Origin of the sequence: Falsiroseomonas sp. (assembly GCF_041690465.1) — a bacterium.
GTDB lineage: Bacteria > Pseudomonadota > Alphaproteobacteria > Acetobacterales > Acetobacteraceae > Falsiroseomonas.
Window position 1 is genome coordinate 274,888 of record NZ_JAWLHG010000004.1, and the last position, 17,868, is coordinate 292,755.

General features: G+C 71.6%; 14 protein-coding genes. 7 read left to right on the forward strand and 7 right to left on the reverse strand.

Going from position 1 to position 17,868, the window contains the following annotated elements; translation table 11 throughout:
* Positions 1 to 102 precede the first annotated feature (102 nt).
* The 5 genes from ACESM1_RS07220 to ACESM1_RS07240 form a co-directional block, all read right to left on the reverse strand.
* Entirely contained in the window at positions 103 to 1,179 is a 1,077-nt protein-coding gene (locus ACESM1_RS07220) for a tartrate dehydrogenase (protein WP_372619017.1), read from the reverse strand.
* A 211-nt stretch (positions 1,180 to 1,390) separates the two neighbouring features.
* Positions 1,391 to 4,288, reverse strand: coding sequence for a PAS domain-containing protein (locus tag ACESM1_RS07225; protein WP_372619018.1), 2,898 nt, complete (start codon positions 4,286 to 4,288; stop codon positions 1,391 to 1,393).
* A gap of 413 nt (positions 4,289 to 4,701) precedes the next feature.
* Entirely contained in the window at positions 4,702 to 5,211 is a 510-nt protein-coding gene (locus ACESM1_RS07230; RefSeq protein WP_372619019.1) for a thermonuclease family protein, read from the reverse strand.
* Complete coding sequence (locus ACESM1_RS07235; protein ID WP_372619020.1) at positions 5,208 to 6,065, reverse strand: sulfite oxidase heme-binding subunit YedZ; 858 nt, start codon at positions 6,063 to 6,065, stop codon at positions 5,208 to 5,210. Before ACESM1_RS07235 ends, ACESM1_RS07230 begins: the two co-directional genes overlap by 4 nt.
* A 35-nt stretch (positions 6,066 to 6,100) precedes the next feature.
* Positions 6,101 to 7,012, reverse strand: a complete 912-nt coding sequence (locus ACESM1_RS07240) for a mitochondrial fission ELM1 family protein (RefSeq protein ID WP_372619021.1) — start codon at positions 7,010 to 7,012, stop codon at positions 6,101 to 6,103.
* A gap of 159 nt (positions 7,013 to 7,171) precedes the next feature.
* Here ACESM1_RS07240 and ACESM1_RS07245 point away from each other — a divergent pair, with 159 nt between their 5' ends.
* The 7 genes from ACESM1_RS07245 (at position 7,172) to ACESM1_RS07275 (ending at position 14,245) form a co-directional block, all read left to right on the forward strand.
* Positions 7,172 to 7,894, forward strand: coding sequence for an orotate phosphoribosyltransferase (locus tag ACESM1_RS07245; protein ID WP_372619022.1), 723 nt, complete (start codon positions 7,172 to 7,174; stop codon positions 7,892 to 7,894).
* Between the two features lie 13 nt (positions 7,895 to 7,907).
* Positions 7,908 to 8,570 (forward strand): hypothetical protein, encoded by a 663-nt coding sequence (locus tag ACESM1_RS07250; protein WP_372619023.1) that lies wholly within the window; start codon positions 7,908 to 7,910, stop codon positions 8,568 to 8,570.
* Positions 8,567 to 10,231 (forward strand): peptide ABC transporter substrate-binding protein, encoded by a 1,665-nt coding sequence (locus tag ACESM1_RS07255; RefSeq protein ID WP_372619024.1) that lies wholly within the window; start codon positions 8,567 to 8,569, stop codon positions 10,229 to 10,231. Before ACESM1_RS07250 ends, ACESM1_RS07255 begins: the two co-directional genes overlap by 4 nt.
* The gene (locus ACESM1_RS07260; protein ID WP_372619025.1) at positions 10,228 to 11,166 is read left to right on the forward strand and encodes an ABC transporter permease; all 939 of its coding nucleotides are present in this window, start codon (positions 10,228 to 10,230) and stop codon (positions 11,164 to 11,166) included. Before ACESM1_RS07255 ends, ACESM1_RS07260 begins: the two co-directional genes overlap by 4 nt.
* Positions 11,163 to 11,978, forward strand: coding sequence for an ABC transporter permease (locus ACESM1_RS07265; protein WP_372619026.1), 816 nt, complete (start codon positions 11,163 to 11,165; stop codon positions 11,976 to 11,978). Before ACESM1_RS07260 ends, ACESM1_RS07265 begins: the two co-directional genes overlap by 4 nt.
* 24 nt (positions 11,979 to 12,002) lie before the next feature.
* Entirely contained in the window at positions 12,003 to 13,184 is a 1,182-nt protein-coding gene (locus tag ACESM1_RS07270) for an epoxyalkane--coenzyme M transferase (protein WP_372619027.1), read from the forward strand.
* 80 nt (positions 13,185 to 13,264) lie between these two features.
* The gene (locus ACESM1_RS07275) at positions 13,265 to 14,245 is read left to right on the forward strand and encodes a Bug family tripartite tricarboxylate transporter substrate binding protein (RefSeq protein ID WP_372619028.1); all 981 of its coding nucleotides are present in this window, start codon (positions 13,265 to 13,267) and stop codon (positions 14,243 to 14,245) included.
* A 57-nt stretch (positions 14,246 to 14,302) separates the two neighbouring features.
* Here ACESM1_RS07275 and ACESM1_RS07280 read toward each other — a convergent pair whose 3' ends face one another.
* Both ACESM1_RS07280 and ACESM1_RS07285 read right to left on the reverse strand, forming a co-directional pair.
* A complete protein-coding gene (locus ACESM1_RS07280; RefSeq protein ID WP_372619029.1) occupies positions 14,303 to 16,270 on the reverse strand; it encodes a PhoX family protein in 1,968 nt (655 codons plus the stop codon).
* A 136-nt stretch (positions 16,271 to 16,406) separates the two neighbouring features.
* A complete protein-coding gene (locus ACESM1_RS07285; protein ID WP_372619030.1) occupies positions 16,407 to 17,843 on the reverse strand; it encodes an amidohydrolase family protein in 1,437 nt (478 codons plus the stop codon).
* Positions 17,844 to 17,868: the final 25 nt, after the last annotated feature.

A 17,868-nucleotide genomic window follows, 5' to 3' on the forward strand; every position in this document is an offset into this window, starting at 1 on the left:
GCCCGGCCCTCCAGTTGAGATTCGTTCTCAACTGAATGGCCGTTTATACGACGCATCCCACCCGGCTTTCAAGTGAAGCCGAAGCGATGCCCGCCCTTCGCCTCAGCCCCGCGCGACGGCCTCGGCCAGTGCCTTGCCGACATCGATCGTGCCCGCATTGCCGCCCATGTCGCGGGTACGCGGGCCGCCCTCGGCGAGCAGCGCCTCGATCGCGTGCACGATGGCGTCGGCGGCCGCCTTCTCGCCGAGATGCTCGAGCATCATGGCGCCCGACCAGATCTGGCCGATCGGGTTGCAGATCCACTTGCCCGCGATATCGGGCGCCGAGCCGTGCACCGGCTCGAACATGCTCGGGTGCTTCTTCTCCGGGTTGATGTTGGCCGAGGGTGCGATGCCGATGCTGCCCGCCACCGCCGGCCCGAGATCGGAGAGGATGTCGCCGAACAGGTTGGAGCCGACCACCACGTCGAACCAGTCCGGATGCTGCACGAAATGCGCGCAGAGGATGTCGATGTGGAACTGGTCGGTGGTCACGCCCGGATAGGCCTTCGACATCTCGGCAAAGCGCTCGTCCCAATACGGCATGGTGAAGGTGATGCCGTTGGACTTGGTGGCGGAGGTCAGCTTCCGCCGCGGCCGGGTCATGGCCAGCTCGAATGCGTATTTCAGCACACGGTCCACGCCGGTGCGGGTGAAGACGGCGTCCTGGGTGACGAATTCGCGATCGGTGCCGGCGAACATCCGGCCGCCGGAGGAGGAGTATTCGCCCTCGGTATTCTCGCGCACCACGTAGAAATCGATGTCCTCCGGCGTGCGGTCCGCCAGCGGCGTGCGCGCCCCCGGCAGCAGCCGGCAGGGGCGGAGGTTCACATACTGGTCGAACACCCGCCGGATCGGGATCAAGAGGCCCCAGAGCGAGACATGGTCCGCCACGCCGGGCCAGCCCACGGCGCCGAGGAAGATCGAATCCGAGTCGCGCAGGCGATCCAGCCCGTCATCGGGCATCATCTTACCGGTCTTCGTGTAGGTCTCGCAGGACCAGTCGTAATGGGTGAGCTGCAGGTCGAAGCCGAAGCGGCGCGCGGCGGCGTCCAGCACGCGCAGGCCCTCGGGCACCGTCTCCTTGCCGATCCCGTCGCCGGGGATCACGGCGATGCGGTGTGTCCTCGCTCCGGCCATGCCGGTGTCCTCCTTGCCTCGGTGTCCTGCCGCCGCCCGGCGGGGCGGGGACGGCCGGCGCGGCGCCTTGCGACGACCGGCCGGCTCTCGGACAGGCGCGGAAGCTGCCGGGCGGCGGCGCGGCCCGCACGGGGGGCGGGTCCGGCGGCCCCGGCCCCAGGGCCGCGCCGCAGAAGCCCGACGGCGGCGTGCACACCCAGGGTGACGCAGGCTAGGCCGGCTCGGCCCGCTGCAGCGTCCCGAGGGCGGCGGCGACCTCGGCACCGGTCGCCGGCTTGTGCAGCAGCGCGAATTCGCCGCCACCTGCATCCGGCGCCAGGGCCGCCGCGCTTCCCTCCGTGTGCCCGGTCAGCAGCACGCAGGCCAACGCGGCGTATCTTCGGCGCACTGCCTGGATCAGGGACAGGCCGTCCAGGCCGGGCATGCTGAGGTCCGCCACCAGCGCATCCACCCGCTCGCCGGCATCCAGCAGCGCCAGGGCCTCGGCCCCTCCCGGCGCCACGCACACGCCGTGCCCGGCCGCCGTCAACTCGTCCGCGAGGGTCTCGCGCACCAGGCGATCATCGTCCACGACCAGGATGCGGAGCCGGCGTTCCGGCCCCGGCGCGGCCGTCAGCCCGCCCTCTGCAGGCGCAGGCGCGGCGGAGCCGGGCGCGCGCCTGCTCGCCCCGGGCAGCCACAGCGTGACGGTGGTGCCCTTCCCCGGCGCGCTCTCGATGAGGAAGGCCCCCCCAAGCTGCGCGGCGAGGCCCTTGGCCATCGGCAGGCCGAGCCCGGTGCCCTGCCCCTCGGGCTTGGTGGTGAAGAAGGGATCGGCAGCGCGGGCGAGCGTCGCGGCACCCATCCCCGTACCATCGTCCCGCACCGAGAGCCGAAGGTACTCGCCCGGCTCCAGCCCCGCCGGCACGCCGGCGCCGCGCCGCGTGACCCGCTCGGCCGCGGCCGAGAGGATGAGGACCCCGCCCCGGGGCATGGCGTCGCGCGCATTGGTGGCGAGATTGATCAGCGCCGTCTGCAGCTGTTCGCGTTCGGCGAGCAGCGGCGGCAGCCCGGGCAGGGCCTCCACGCGGATCTCGATCCCCGCCCCAAGCGTCGGCCCCAGGATTTCCTTGAGCCCTTGCAGCAGCTCCGCCACGTCCAGCGGCGTGGCGCGCGCCTCGGTCCGCCGGGCGAAGCCGAGCAGCCGGCCGGTGATGGCGGCACCCCGCTCCACCGCCTCGGCCAGCATGCGGGTGCGATGGCGCACCCGCGCAGGGTCCCCCGCCTCTCGCCGGAGCATGGCCGCGGCACCGGAGACCGCCTGCAGCACGTTGTTGAAGTCATGCGCGATGCCGCCCGCGAGCGAGCCGAGCGCCTGGAGTTTCTGGCCCTGGCGCAGCTCGGCCTCCAGCCGGCGACGGTCGGTCACGTCCTGCACGATGCCGACCAACCGCCGGGGACGGAGGGTCGCCGGATCCCGCTCCGTCACGGTGCCGTGGCACCAGTCCCAGCCCCAGCTTCCGTCGGGGCGGCGGAGGCGGGTCTCGACCGCCCAGCCATCGGCGGCGCCCCTGACGACGTCGGACCACGCCTGCTCGAAGGCGGCGCGGTCCTCCGGATGGATGATGGCCGCCAGAGCCGCCCATTCCGGACCGTCGAGGGCGAACCAGGTGGCGGCGGGCAGCACACCGCCCGTGACCTCCACGGCCCGGGCGTCGAACCACGCCCGGTCGCGCCGGAAATCGATCTCGTAGGTGCCGAGGCCGGCGCCTTCGGTGGCGGCGCGCAGGCGCTGCTCGGCATCGCGCATGGCCTCTTCAGCCGCCATCTCCGCCGTGACGTCGCGGGCCAGGCTGGTCAGGCGCAGCAGGCGCCCATCCGGGCCGAACTGTCCGGCGCCCTGGTCCTGCAGCCAGACCACGCCACCATCAGGCCGGATATAACGGAAGCGCACCTGGTAGCGGGGCTGGGCCGGCGTGCTACCGGCCAGCGCGACCCGCACGCGTTCGCGATCGTCCGGGTGAACGGCGGCGAAGAAGCCCTCGCGCGTGTCCGTCACAGCCTCGGTTTCTGCCTGACCCAGGATCTCGCCGGCATTGGGCGAGCGGACCACGCGCCCCGCAGCCGGGTCGAACTCGAACGCAAGGACGCGCCCGACCCGGAGCGCCTCCTGCAGCCGGCGTGCGCTGTCGGCAAGCTCGGCGGTGCGCGCCGCCACGCGCTGCTCCAGCTGGTCGTTCGCCGCGGCGAGGCGGCGGCTGCCCTGGCGGACGGCAAAGGCAAGCCCGATCAGCATGAAGGTCGCCGGCAGGCCGATCGCAAGCTGGTAGGCCACGGCGCGGCGCCACGCCGCGACAACGGCCGCGAGCGGGCGTCCGGCCATGCCGTAGACAGGCCAGCCTTCGATGAGGCGTGCCGCGACGAGGTAGTCCTGGCCATCCACCGCCGACCGGGCCTGGATGCTCACGGCGGCAGCCCGGTTGCCGAGGGGGCGGAGCAGGCCATCGCCCAGCCGGACCGGGACCGTCATGGCGGGGCTGCGCGCGAGCACCTCGCCATCGGTGCGCACCAGCCCGGCGATGTCGGTGTCGTCCTGTGTCAGGTCGCGCAGCCCGTGGGCGAGCTGATCGGGGAAGATGGACAGGTTCACCAGCCCCTCGAAGGTGCCGGGCGGGTCGCCGTTGCCTGTCCGCTCGCGGCGGCGGCTGACGGCGAAGAACAGCGCGCCATCGAGCCGGCCGACATGCAGGCGGCTGACATGGATCTCTGGCGGGTCCGCCGCCGAAAGGGCCAGGAAGAAGTCCCGATCCGCCCCGGGCGTTCCTTCGCGCGGCACGGGGTAGACATTGGCGCTGACCAGCACGGCCCCGTGGCGGTCGATGACAAAGCCAGCCTCGGTGTGCGGGATCTCCCGCGCGAGCTGTTCGAGCTCGGCGTGCAGCTCGGCCTCCCTGCCGCGGATCTCGCCATCAGAGAGGCCCCGGAGAATCACGTTCATGCGCCCGGCGGCGACCGCGTGCAGGGCCAGCACGCGTTCCCCGTACTGCGCGACGGCGACGGCAGAGCGCTCGACCTCCACCTGGGCCTGGTCCCAGGTCTCCCGCCAGGTGAGCCAGGCGCCGAACGCCATCAGCAGGACCGGCAGAACGGTGCAGAGGATCAGCAGCTGATTCGCGCGACGTCCGGTCGGGGCGGCATCTCGCAGCCGTTGCAGCCGGCCCGTCCGGCTTGCGCCATGGCCCGCGCGATGGCGATCGTCGTTGGCGCCGCCCGGCCTGGGCGGACTCAGACCCGAAAACAAGGAAACACCCCCGGGTACCGCAGACTGATCAGGTCCTTTCCAACCGAAGGCCAAGCCCGGCCTCCCGACGAACATGCGCAACCGCGCATAGCAGGGTCGGGCAACCCTCCATTCGCAATTCGGAAGAAGTCGCGAACACGTGAAGTTACGCGCAACTGTTTGTTGAGACTCGATTCGCTCGTAGGATAGGAATTAGCCAGAAACGACTGTGCCGTCTGCCGCGAAGGGTTGCATGGTGACACTTACCGCTGGTTGCGTCTCCGCCATTCCTCCGGGGCCTCGAAGCGGCCGCCCCAGAGGCCACGGCCCTCCCACCGGGCGCGGAGTTCCTGCGGCAGGTAGCGCCAGGAGTAGCGCGTATAGGCGACGGCCAGCCCCTCGCGCACCAGCCAGGCGCCGATGTCCTGGTCGCCCGCATGGCATCGGCCGAGCACGCGGCCGAAGCGGTCGCGGCCCTGCGAGACGCAACGCACCATGCGGCCGTCCAGGAACAGCCGCAGCGATACGGTCACGTCGCGCCCGCAGGGCCAGCGGAGGCCTTCGCGCTCGCAGGGCTGATTGGATTCCGGGGCATCCACGCCATGCAGCCGGACCCGCTCGCCGCGCAGCACGAGCGTGTCGCCATCCACCACTTGGGCGGGGCCGGACAGGTCCGGCTGCCCAGGCTCGCCGCGGATCAGGGCAAGGCCCGCGCCGAGCGCAGCCAGGGCCAGCAGGACGAGGGCGCGCCAGCGCCGCAGCGTCCGCCTCATCGTCGCACCCATCGCCGGCGCAGCAGCGGCAGCAGCGCCGCCGCCAGCGCCGCCAGCAGCACTGCCTGCGCCGGCCGGAGCCCGGCCGCGGTGCCGAGGTTGGCGGCGAGGATGCGCCCGGCCGGCAGGCTGGTCGTGGCCGCATACCAGGCGAACTCGACCAGCGCAGCGCCGAGCGCGGCCACCGCGGCCAGGCCGAGCAGCGCCGGCGGATGCGCGCGCCGGCGCCCGGGGAGCAGGCGCCAGAGCATCAGCCAGAGATAGCAGCCGGCGAGCAGCACCGCCGCATCGGCCCGCGCGCGGGATTGCAGGAAGGCGTGCAGCACCGCACCCGCCGCCAGCAGATAGACCCAGCGATGCAGCCGCCCCCAACGCCGCCCGAGCCGCGCCTGCCAGCCATCCGTCGATGTCCAGCCCAGCACGGCCAGCCCCGCCAGCACGGCGAAGCCGAGCGTCAGGTAGAGGCGCGTGGCGATCTCCAACGCGACCGCCAGCAGGTCCCAGGCGAGATGCCCGGCATAGAGCACGAGGTGCAGCAGCGCATAGGCGAGCGCGGCGAGGCCGACCATGCGCCGCAGCGTCGCCGCCTTCGGCCAGTCGGCGATGAAGCGCAGCGGCGTGACGGCGAGGCTGATCAGCAGGATATGCGCTGCGTGGCTGCCGGCCTCCCGCGTCGCCGCCTTCCAGGGCTCGGCGCCCATGCCGCCGGTGGCGAGCAGTGCCAGCAGCACCGCGCCCGGCGCGGCGAGGGCGACCAGGAGCGAAAGGCGCAGTGGCGAGAAGCGGCCGAAGCGGTCGAGCCACGGCCAGGGGCCGGGCGGGCGGAAGGGCACGGCGGGGCGGCGATCACGCATGCCGTCCCTTCGCCGCGGCAGCGCCGGGGTTTCGCTCAAGCGACGAGCCCCCGCGCACGGATCTCGCCGGCGATGCGCGCCGTCTCGTCGAGCGGCGCACGGGCGAAGGGCGCCGGCGCACGGTCGAGCGGGCGGGCCTGGCCTGCGGCGTAGAGGCTCTCGTGCAGCGCCCGGTGCCGGCGGCCCTCGTCGCCCGTCGGCGCGATGAAGATCGGCGCGGCGGTGACCAGCACCTCCGACAGCATGGAGACGGAATCGCCGGTGACGACCAGCGCGTCGGCCCAGGCCATGAAGCCGAGCAGCGGATTCGCCCCCTCCCCGCCCCAGCGATGCAGCCGGTGCGGCACGGCATCGAGCGCCCAGGCCAGCGCCTCGGTGGCGGCGCTGCCCGTGCGGCGGCTGGCGGTGGCGAGCACGCTGCCGGCGAAGCCCGCCACGCGGGCGCCGAGCGCAGCGGCGGCGGCAGGTGCCATCCCCTCGCCCCGCACCGGCCCGCCGACCAGCAGCGCGATGCGCGGCGGCGGCAGCGCGGCCAGCGCCGCCCATTCCGCGCGCGCGTCGGCAAGGCGCGCCGGGGAGATGCGGTGGGCGGCGCCGAGGATGGGCAGGACGTTCGGCGCCTCGGGGGGCCGATCGTGGCGGCCGATCACGAGCAGGTCGAGGCCGCCAGCCGGCCAGGCGCGCATGCAGTGGACGGTGCGAACCCCGCGCCCGGCCAGCCAGCGCGCCACCGGCGCGGAGCGGCGGCCGGCGGAGATGGCGAGTTGCGGCCAGGGCGGGGCAAATCCGGCGCGCGCCCCGGGCGCGAGACCGGCAAGGCTCGGCAGCGGCAGCGGCAGGCGGGCAAGCGTGCTCCAATCCAGGGCCAGCGTCCGGAAGGGCAGTTCCAACCGCTCCGCGATGCCGAGGGCCTGGGCGGCGGTGCCGGCGCGGGGATCGGCCAGCACCCAGACGGGGGGTGTCCGGCCGTCCGACTCACGCCTCTGGTGCTCGGTCCCTGCGGACCCTGCGCCCTGTGGCGACCGGGGGGCGCTCATGGACGCGCCGCGGCGGTGGGGTTACGAACGCTGGTCACTTCGATCCCCTGCCGACAGGACACCGCCCCGATGGCCGTCACCCACGCCTCCGACTGGGACCGCGACGCCGCGCTGACCACCGCCCGCATCCTGCTGGAGATCAAGGCGGTGAATTTCCGGCCGGAGGAACCCTACACCTTCACCAGCGGCTGGAAGTCGCCGGTCTACATAGACTGCCGCAAGATCATCTCCTTCCCCCGCGCGCGCAACCGCATCTGCGACCTGGGCGTGGAGAAGATCGGCCGCCACGTCGGCTATGAGACGATCGAGGCGGTGGTCGGCGGGGAGACCGCCGGCATTCCCTTCGGCGCCTGGATCGCCGACCGGATGCTGGCGCCCATGGCCTATGTGCGGAAGAAGCCGAAGGGCTTCGGCCGCAATGCGCAGATCGAGGGCGAGGTGCCGGTGGGCAAGCAGACGCTGCTGGTGGAGGACCTGACCACCGACGGCGCCAGCAAGATCCGCTTCGCGACGGCGCTGCGCGAGGCGGGTGCGATCTGCGACCATACCTTCGTGGTGTTCTACTACGGCGTCTTCCCCGGCAGCTTCGAGCAGATGAAGGCGATGGGCCTGAACCTGCACCATCTCTGCACCTGGTGGGACGTGCTGGAGGTGTGCCGGGAGCGTCCCTATTTCTCCGAAGGCGCGCTGAAGGAAGTGCGCAAGTTCCTGGAGGACCCGGTGGGCTGGTCGAAGGCGCATGGCGGCATCGGCAGCCTGGCGGAGGCGCGGCCGAAGGACGCAGCGGAGTAGGCGTTGTATCCGCATGGCGCCGGTGCCCTTCACGGAGGAGTGGATGGTTGCTCCACGCGCGGCCATCCGGATTCCGCGCGGCGATGTCGGTGAGTCGCTGATTGCCGGGATCGACACTTCGGTCCCGGGACGTCTGAAGGGGCGACGCAACTGGCACCGCGAGCGTTACTGTATCGCCGCGTTTATGCGGCATCTCTGTGCCACAGCACCGAATGTGTTCCCGGCCGAGTTGATACGTCAGCAATCACCGGACTTCATGCTGGTGTCGGAGGTTTACACGCGGGCTTTGGCGATCGAACGTACAGATGCATCTGCGGTCGAGTTCCAGGACCGTCTCGACGCAGAGGCGACGCTTTCCGATCCGGAGGCGAAATTTCTACCTCCTCACGGCTCTGGTTCCGCCGACACGTGGAGGCGGGACCTCCGCTCCGCAGTACAGCGCAAGAGTTCACCGAATCGCTGGCGCTATTCCGTGCCGGGGAGCGCCCGCTGCCTGCTCGCTCATGAACTGATGGAGAGCTTCATGTTCGTCGATGACGATGAGGCGCACCTCGCACGCGGCGTGCTGGCAGACGCACAGAGCACAGGGATCGAACTTGACTGCATAGCAGTGATCCGGGGAAGCGAGGTCAGGGTATGGGCTGGAAAATCCGCCGCGGACTTGCTGAGGTCGTGAACGTCGCAGCGTGCAGCCGATCGCTGGTGATCGTCGGGATGGTCGCCGCCGCGCCTGCCCTCGCGCAGCAGCGCGAGCAGCTCACCATCGGCATCACGCAGTATCCCGCCACGCTGCACCCGAACATCGAGAGCATGGCGGCGAAGTCCTACGTGCTCGGCTTCACGCGCCGGCCGCTTACCGTCTACGACCAGGACTGGCGCCTGACATGCCTGGGCTGCGAGACGCTGCCCTCCCTCGAAAACGGGCTGGCGGAGCGCGAGACCACGCCGGATGGCAAGGACGGCATCCGCGTCACCTGGCGCCTCCGCGAGGACTGGCGCTGGGGCGACGGCACGCCGGTGAGCGCGGAGGACCTGCTCTTCGCCTGGCGGGCCGGGCGCGACTTCTCGACCGGCTTCGGCGGCAGCGAGTTCTACCGCACCGCCTATGAGGCGATCGTGGTGGACCCGCGCACCATCACGCTACGCTTCGACCGCGTCACCTTCGAATACGCCTCCGCCGGCGACTGGCAGCCGCTGCCCGCGCATATCGAGCGCAGCCGCTGGGAGCAGGAGCCGCGCAGCTATCGCACGCGCAGCGCCTATGAGACGGAGCCGACCAATCCCGGCCTGTGGAACGGCCCCTATCGCGTGGCGTCCGTGCAGCCCGGCGCCGGCATCACGCTGGAGCGCAACGACGCCTGGAACGGCCCCGCACCCGCCTTCCGCCGCATCGCGGTGCGCACCGTCGAGAACACCGCGGCGCTTGAAGCGCAGCTGCTGGCCGGGCAGCTCGACATGATCGCCGGCGAGCTCGGCCTGCCACTCGACCAGGCCGCCGCGCTGGAACGCCGCGCGCGCAATCGCTTCCGCGTCCACTACAAGCCGGGCCTGATCTACGAGCATCTCGACGTGAACCATGACACGCCGATGCTGGCGGACCGCCGCCTGCGACAGGCGCTGATCCTCTCGCTCGACCGCGCGCAGATCGTGCAGCGGCTTTTCGGGGGCCGTCAGCCGGTGGCGCACACCAATGTCAATCCGCTCGACTGGGTGCACGACAACGACGTGCGGCAATGGCCCTTCGACCTCGCGCGCGCCGGCGCCGTGCTCGACGAGGCGGGCTGGCGCATGGCCCCCGACGGCATCCGCCGCAATGAGGCCGGGGAGCGGCTGACCATCGAGCTGATGACCACCGCCGGCAACCGCTCGCGGGAGGCGGTGCAGCAGGTGGTCCAGGGCATGTGGCGGCAGGCCGGCATCGAGGCGCGCATCAGGAACGAGCCGCCGCGCGTGCTGTTCGGCGAGACGCTCTCGAAGCGCCGCTTCACCGGCGCGGTGATGTTCGCCTGGATCAGCGCGCCGGAAAGCGTGCCGCGCACCACGCTGCACTCCGACGAGATTCCCCGCCCCGAGCGCAACTGGTCGGGCCAGAACTACACCGGCTTCCGCAACGCGGAGGTGGACGCGCTGCTGCAGGCAATCCCGATCGAGCTGGACCGCGAGAAGCGCCGCGCGCTCTGGCACCGGCTGCAGGCGATCTACGCCGAGGAACTGCCGGCGATCCCGCTGTGGTTCCGCGCCGATGCGCATGTCTGGCCGACCTGGCTCGATGGCGTGCGGCCGACCGGGCATCTCGCGCCGTCCTCGCTCTGGGCCGAGGAGTGGCGGGTACGGTGATCCGCCTGCTCGGCGCGCGCCTGGTGCAGATCGCGGTGACGATGGCGGTGCTCTCCTTCGCCATGTTCCTGCTGATCGGGCTGATGCCGGGCGATCCGATCGACCTCGCCATCGCCGGCGATCCGCGCCTGACCGCGGAGGATGCGGCGCGGCTGCGGGCGCTGCACGGGTTGGACCAGCCGCTGCTCGCGCGCTACGCCGCCTGGGCGGGCGCGCTGCTGGAAGGGCGCTTCGGGCATTCGCGGCTGTTCGCGCAGCCGGTGGCCGACATCATCCTGCCTGCACTTGGCTCCACGCTGGTGCTGCTCGGCGCGGCACTGGCGGTGGCGGCGACGCTTGGCATCGGGCTCGGGCTGCTGGCGGCGGCACGGCCGCGGCTCGCGCCGCTGGTGGATGCCATCGCCATCCTCGGGCAGTCGGCGCCGTCCTTCTGGCTCGGTATCCTGCTCATCATCCTCTTTGCGGTGACGCTCGGCTGGCTGCCGGCGGGCGGGACGAGCGAGACCGGCGGGCTCGACCGGCTGCGCTTCCTGCTGCTGCCGGTGGTGACGCTCGCCATCGCCAACCTCGCCGCCTATGCGCGCCATTCGGCTTCCGCGGTCGGCCTTGCGCTGCGCGAGCCCTGGGTGACGGCAGCGCGCGCCCGCGGCAATGCCGAGGCGCGGGTGCTGCTGCGCCACGCCCTTCCCAATGCCGCGGTGCCGATCCTGCAGGTCGCGGCGCTGGATGCCGGTGCGCTGGTCGGCGGGGCGCTGATCACCGAGACGCTGTTCGCGCGCCCCGGCATGGGCAAGCTGATCTACGATGCCGTGATGGGGAACGACACCAACCTGGCGCTCATCGCGCTGCTGCTGGTGGCGCTGGTGACGATGCTGGCGACGCTGGCAGCGGACCTGGCGCAGCGCGCGCTGGATCCGCGACTGAGGGACGCATGAGGTTGGCGCTCGGCGTCGCGCTGCTGCTTCTGCTGGCGCTCGCCGCGCTGGGTGCGCCGCTGGTGGAATCCTGGCTCGGCCATGATCCCTTCGCGCCGGACCTGTTCAAGCGGCATGAGCCGGCTTCGGCGGAACACCCGCTCGGCACCGACGATCTCGGGCGCGACCTGCTGCTTCGGCTGCTCCATGGCGCGCGAATCTCGCTCGCGGTCGGGCTGGTGACGGCGCTGGCGGCGACCACGCTCGGCACCCTCATCGGGCTGCTCGCGGCGTGGCGCGGCGGCGCATTGGATGCGGCGCTGATGCGGCTGGCGGACGGCATGCTCGCACTGCCGGCGTTGCCGGTGCTGGTGGTGCTGGCCGCGGCCGATACCGGGCGCATCGGCCTGCCGCGCGGCGAGCCGGCCTCCGATATCATCCGCATCGTCGCGATCCTGACGGTCTTCGGCTGGGTGGGCGTGGCGCGGCTGGCGCGGGCGGCCGCGCTCTCGGTGCTCGCTCGCGACTATGTGCGCGCGGCGCGCGCGCTCGGCGCCTCCGAGGCACGCGTGCTGCTGCGGCACGTGCTGCCGAATGTCGCCGGGCCGGTGGCGGTGGCAACGGCGCTCGCGGTCGCGGGCGCGATCCTGGCGGAGAGCACGCTGTCCTTCCTCGGTCTGGGCATCGCGCCGCCGGCGGCGAGCTGGGGGAACATGCTGGCCAACGCGCAGGACCTGGTGTTCAGCGCGCCCTGGGCAGCGGTCTGGCCGGGGCTGGCGATCCTGCTGGCGGTCGCAGGCTGCACGCTGGTGGCGGACGGGATCCGGCGTTAGAGGTTCGGGGCAGAGGGGAACGCCATGCAGAGCAATGCCGAGCGGATCCTGACGACCCACACCGGCAGCCTGCCCCGTCCGCGCGCGCTCACCCGCCTGTATGCGAGGCGCGCCAGGGGCGAGGCGGTGGACCTGGCGGAGCTGCATGCCGCCGCCCGTGCCGCGGTGCAGGCCATCGTCCCGAAGCAGCTCGCCGCCGGCATCGACATCCCCAATGACGGCGAGCAGGGGCGTGAATCCTTCGTGCTCTACCTGCGCGATCGCCTCACGGGCCTTGGTGGCGAGAGCCGGCGCGTGCCCTTCCAGGACGTCGCCGCCTACCCCGACTTCCAGGAAGAGTTGAAAGCCAGCTTCGCGGGCAGGGAGACGGCGAGCCTCACCTCCCACCTGCCGGCTGCGATCGGTCCCGTGGCCTATGTCGGCGCCGAGGCGATGCGGGCGGAATGCGCGGAGTTCCGCAACGCGCTGAGCGCAGCCGGCGCGGGGCAGCGTCAGGCCTTCATGGCCGCGCCCTCCCCCGGCATCGTCGCCGCCGTGGTGCAGAACAAGCACTACGACACCGACGACGCCTACCTCGCCGCACTGGCAAAGGCGCTGCGGGCGGAATACGCGGCGATCATCGAGGCCGGCTTCACCCTGCAGCTGGACTGCCCGGATCTCGCGCTGGAGCGGCACGGCGCCTGGCAGGACCGGCCGCTCTCCGACTTCCTGGATTTCTGCACGCGCGTCGTTGCCGCGATCAACGGCGCCATCGAGGGTCTGCCGCGCGAGCGCATCCGGCTGCATGTGTGCTGGGGCAACTACGAGGCGCCGCACGATGCCGACGTGCCCTTCGAGGAGATCTGGCCGGTGATCCGCCAGCTGCAGGTCGGCGCCTTCGTGCTGCCCTTCGCCAATCCGCGCCACGCGCATGAGCACCGGGTGTTCCGAAAGCTGCCGCTGGCGGAGGACCAGGTCCTGGTCGCCGGCGTGATCGACACCCTGACCAACTTCGTCGAGCACCCCGAGGTGGTCGCCGAGCGGCTGGAGCGCATCGCGCAGAGCATCGGCGACCCGACGCGACTGATGGCCGGCACGGATTGCGGCTTCGACACCTCCGCCGGGCGCGGCCGCGTGGCGGCGGATGTGGTCTGGGCGAAGCTGCGCAGCATGGCGGAAGGCGCGCGCCTGGCGTCCGACCGCCTGCTCGGCAAGGGGCGCACTTGATGTGCTGGCTCTGCGGCATCAGGCGCCCGCCCCAAAAGCCGAAACCGAAGCCGGCGGAACCGGCGAATGGGAGAGAGACCATGAAGCGACGCACCATCCTCGCCTCCACCGCCGCAGCGCTCGCCGCACCCGGCCTGGCCCGCGCGCAGGGCGCGGACTGGCCGGGCAACCGGCAGGTCCGCATCGTGATCACCTACCCGCCCGGCGGCACCAGCGACTTCGTGGCGCGACTCTACGCGCAGCAGCTCGGCAAGCAGACCGGCGGCAACTTCATCGTGGAGAACCGTTCGGGCGGCGGCGGCGTGGTCGGCTGGACCAACGTGGTGCGCTCCGCCAATGACGGCACGACGCTGCTGCTGACAGACAACTCGCTCGCCACGGCGCCGCCGCTCTATCCCAATCTCGGCTTCGACGTCATGACCGACTTCACGCCGGTCTCGCTGCTGCTGGACTACCCGACGGTCTTCGTGGTCCCCGGCAATTCACCGGCCCGCAGCCTGCGCGACTACGTGGAGATGGTGCGCGGCAAGCCGGCGGACCAGAACTTCTACGGCTCGATGGGCGCCGGCTCCTCGCCGCATCTCTACACGGAGTACCTGCAGGACATCGCCGGCATCCGCATGACGCACGTGCCCTATCGCGGCATGGGCCCGGCCTTCGCCGACCTGCTGGCCGGGCGCGTCGGCCTGCTGATCGCCGCCCCCGCCACGGTGATGGGCGCGGTGCGCGATGGCCGCGCGCGGGCCATCGCCATCGGCACCACCCATGGGCGCATCCCGCTGCTGCCGGACGTGCCAACGGCGAAGGAGCAGAGCTTCGATTTCACCTATTCCTTCTGGTACGGCATGCTCGGCCCGAAGGGGATGAACCCCGCGCTGGTCACGCGCATCAAGGCGGAGCTCGACAAGGTGCTCGCCACGCCGGAGGTGCGGGAGCGCTTCGTGCAGCAGGGCGCAACACCGGTGGCGGGTGACGGCGATGCGCTGCGCGCGGTGATGCAGAGCGACCTGGCGCGTTGGAGCGAGGTGATCCGCGTCAAGGGCATCACCATCCAGAACTAAAAAGTTCGAGGGGCGCCGCGTCTCCGCGGCGCCCCCTTTCGCCTGCGATGCGGCAGTTCAGCTGCCGATCTCGCCGCCGCCCTTCTTCACAACCGCGATCACGGACGGCCGCGGCGGCATGCCGTCGGCGAAGTCCGGCCAGCGGGTGGAAGGACGGTCGAAGGTGCTGCCGGCGCTCTCGGCCGGATGCTGGATCGCCAGGAACACCGTGTTGCCATCCGGCGTGAAGCAGGGGCCGCAGACCTCGGCTCCGATCGGCGCCTGGTAGAACAGGCGCGTCAGCGCGCGGCCATAGCCGGAGGTGTCGGCGCCGTAGAGGCCGTCCGCCACGCCGGCCGCGCTCGGCGCGCCGTCGGTGGCGATCCAGATGCGGCCCTTCTTGTCGAAGGCGCAGTTGTCCGGGCAGGAGAGCCAGCCCTGGTCGGAGGTGGCGCGATGGTAGCGCGCACCGGCGTCCACGCCCGGCTTGCCGGCCATCAGGAACATCTCCCACCGGCCTTCCGTGGCGGCATGGTCCACGCGCGCCGTGCCGGCACCCGGAGGGATGATCTCGATGATGTGGCCCTGGGTGTTGGCGGCGCGGGGATTGGCCGCGTTCACCTGCTGCGCCGTGCGACGGGAGTTGTTGGTCAGCAGGACATAGATCCGCCCGTTCACCGGGTTCGGCTCCACGTCTTCGGGCCGGTCCATCGGCGTGGCGCCGAGCAGGTCGGCGGCGCGGCGGGTGTTGATGGCCACCTCGGCCTGGCTGGCGAAGCCGTTCGCCGCGGTGAGTGGGCCCTGGCCATGCGTCAGCGCCAGCCACTCCACCTTACCGTCGTCGAGGAACTTGGCAGCGTAGAGCGTGCCGTCATCCAGCAGGTCCCGGTTCGCCGCGCGGTCGTTCGGGTTCCACGGGCGCGCGGTGACGAACTTGTAGACGTAGTCGAAGCGCTCGTCGTCGCCCATGTAGATCACCACGCGGCCATCGGCGCTGAGGGCGTGGTGGCAGCCCTCATGCTTGAAGCGGCCGAGCGCGGTGCGCTTCACCGGCACGCTCTGCGGGTCATAGGGGTCGAATTCGACGATCCAGCCGAAGCGGTTGGGCTCGTTCGGCTCCTTGTCGAGGTTGAAGCGATCCATGGTGTTCGGCCAGGCATAGGAGGCGCGGCGCGCGATGCCGTAGCGCTTGTAGGCCTCGGCCTGCGGGCCGGTCTCGGCGGCGGCACCACCGAAATACTGGTTGAAGTTCTCCTCGGCGGTCAGCACCGTGCCCCAGGGCGTGTTGCCGCCGGCACAGTTGTTCAGCGTGCCGCGAACGCGGGTGCCGGTGGCATCGGCCGAAGTCCGCATCAGCGCATGGCCCGCGGCGGGGCCGCTGATGCGCATCTCGGTCTCGCCGGTGATCCGGCGATTGTAGCGGCTGTCGCGGACATAGTTCCAGGCGCCGTTCTGCTTGCGGATCTCGACCACCGCCATGCCATGCGCCATCAGCTCGACCTGCGCCTGCTCCGGCGTCACGCGCTGGCGGGCGGCGCTGCCGGCGGGCATGCCGGGGAACATCAGCTGCGTCGAGCAGTATTCGTGATTGACGCAGAGCAGCCCGTGCTCGGAGCTGTTCGAGCCGGCGGGCAGCGGCATGAAGTCCAGATAGTCGCAGTTGTAGCCGAACTGCTGCGCCTGGGCGGCGCCGGTCTGCGCGCGCGGATCGAAGGCCGGCGCGTCGGAGGAGAGCGGATCGCCCCAGCGGATGATCGTCTGGCTTTCGTAGCCATCCGCCACCGCGTCGCGCTGGCCGAGTTGGTGACGCAGCTCGGTGAAGGTCAGGCTGGAGGGGCCGTTGGCCTGCGCCAGTGCCGGCTCGGCGGCAGCGACCAGCTGGTCGGTGAGCGTCGCCGCGGCGGCAGCGCCGCCAAGGCCGAGCAGCGCGGCGCGGCGGGTCAACCGGCGCTCGGCGATCTCGCCGATGGTCTCGTTCGGCGCGGGATTGCTGCCGATATCCTCGATCTCGGTCGGCTCGTGGTCCGGCGGAAGCATGTCGGGCATGGGGCCTCTGTCCTGCTGGGGCGCGCGGGAGCGGCGCGCCGTCGCGGGAGCCATAGACATGCTTGGCGAAAGGCCGATGACGGAATGATGATGCAGCGATGACGCTGCACGAGCGAACGGATCATGCCGGCCCGGCCTATCCGCCGTAGCGCGTTGCCTTCCAGAAGCCGGGCGGCGTCTCCGTCATGCGGCGCAGGCCGGTGCGGTCGAGCGCGAGGCCGATCTCGCGCGTCGCCGCCTCCATCACCTCCTCCTCGTCCACGCTGAGCACGCAGCGGCCGGCCATCACCACGCGGCCGCCGACCAGCACGGTATCCACGTCGGAGCCGACGGCGAAGCAGACCAGGCGATAGAGCGGCATGTCGCCCGGCCAGAGATGCGGCCTGCGCAGCTCCACGATGGCGATGTCGGCGCGCTTGCCGGGCTCAAGGCTGCCGATCTCGGCCTCCAGACCCAGCGCGCGGGCGGCATCGCAGGTGATCATCTCAAGCGCCTTGCCGGGCGGCAGCACCTTGGCGTCGCGGAAATGGCGGCGGTGGTAGTGCATCGCCTGGAACATGTGGCGGAACATGTCGAAGCTGCGATCCGGCGCCGTGCCGTCAGAGCAGATGGCCACCGTCGCGCCCGCATCCATCAGCTCGATCGCCGGGCAGCGGCCAGTGATGGACATGTTGGCGGAGGGGTTGTGCGCGATCTTCGTGCCGGTTTCCGCAACGATGCGGATCTCGTCCTCATGCAGGTCTATGCAGTGGGAAAGCAACGCATCGGGGCCGAGCAGCCCCGCCGCATGCGCCGCACGCACCGTGCCACCCTTGTGGCCATCCTGGGTGAAGCCGACGCCGAGCCGCCGCGACAGCGCGCGCACCTCGCGCGCCGCGGCATCGTAGAGGCCCTCGGTCTCCGGCGTGACGCCATGCCGGCCCGGATAGGCGACCGGCGCGCAGAGCATGATGCGGCTCATCCCGTCATGCGCGCCGTGGCGCGACGCAACCAGCGCCTCGCAGACCTCCATCTGGCGTTCGAGCGTGATGTCGAGCGGTTCCGCAGCGTCGCCATTCCAGCGGTGGAAGCGGTTCGGATAGGGCGGCGGCGAGACGCCGGGGCAGAGCACGCTGCGCACGCCGACGCGCCGGTAGCCCTCGCAATGCGCTTCGGCATGCGCCGGCTCGTCGGTGCGCGAGCCATAGGCGCCGAAGATGGACAGGCCGGTGGTGACGCCGGCCTTCAGCCGCTCGAGCGCCGCCAACGCGCCGTCGGCGCCCCAGAAGTCGGGCGTGGCGCCGCGCGGGTAGATGGTCTCGACCGCTTCGGTCCAGCGCGCGGAATCGCCGCCGCCCAGCGTCTTCACGAGCGTGTGGCCGGCATGGGCGTGCGCGTCGATCAGGCCCGGCAGCACGGCCTTGCCACGCGCGGAGATCTCCGGCGTGCCGGGATGCGCATCGCGCAGCGCGGGCGTCTCGCCCACCGCAGCGATGCGGCCACCTTCGACCAGCACGGCGCCGTGTTCGATCACCCGGCGATCCGCATCCATCGTGACGACGAGGCCGTCCGCCACCAGCACCCGATCCTGCATCTGCCGCTTCTCCCGCCTTCGACGG

Excerpts from the sequence above, each read along its gene's own strand:
- ACESM1_RS07245 (WP_372619022.1), top strand. The coding sequence starts at position 7,172 with ATGGCCGTCACCCACGCCTCCGACTGGGACCGCGACGCCGCGCTGACC.
- ACESM1_RS07235 (WP_372619020.1), bottom strand. The coding sequence starts at position 6,065 with ATGCGTGATCGCCGCCCCGCCGTGCCCTTCCGCCCGCCCGGCCCCTGG.
- ACESM1_RS07265 (WP_372619026.1), top strand. The coding sequence starts at position 11,163 with ATGAGGTTGGCGCTCGGCGTCGCGCTGCTGCTTCTGCTGGCGCTCGCC.
- ACESM1_RS07270 (WP_372619027.1), top strand. The coding sequence starts at position 12,003 with ATGCAGAGCAATGCCGAGCGGATCCTGACGACCCACACCGGCAGCCTG.
- ACESM1_RS07285 (WP_372619030.1), bottom strand. The coding sequence starts at position 17,843 with ATGCAGGATCGGGTGCTGGTGGCGGACGGCCTCGTCGTCACGATGGAT.
- ACESM1_RS07230 (WP_372619019.1), bottom strand. The coding sequence starts at position 5,211 with ATGAGGCGGACGCTGCGGCGCTGGCGCGCCCTCGTCCTGCTGGCCCTG.
- ACESM1_RS07220 (WP_372619017.1), bottom strand. The coding sequence starts at position 1,179 with ATGGCCGGAGCGAGGACACACCGCATCGCCGTGATCCCCGGCGACGGG.
- ACESM1_RS07225 (WP_372619018.1), bottom strand. The coding sequence starts at position 4,288 with ATGGCGTTCGGCGCCTGGCTCACCTGGCGGGAGACCTGGGACCAGGCC.
- ACESM1_RS07280 (WP_372619029.1), bottom strand. The coding sequence starts at position 16,270 with ATGCCCGACATGCTTCCGCCGGACCACGAGCCGACCGAGATCGAGGAT.
- ACESM1_RS07275 (WP_372619028.1), top strand. The coding sequence starts at position 13,265 with ATGAAGCGACGCACCATCCTCGCCTCCACCGCCGCAGCGCTCGCCGCA.
- ACESM1_RS07250 (WP_372619023.1), top strand. The coding sequence starts at position 7,908 with ATGGCGCCGGTGCCCTTCACGGAGGAGTGGATGGTTGCTCCACGCGCG.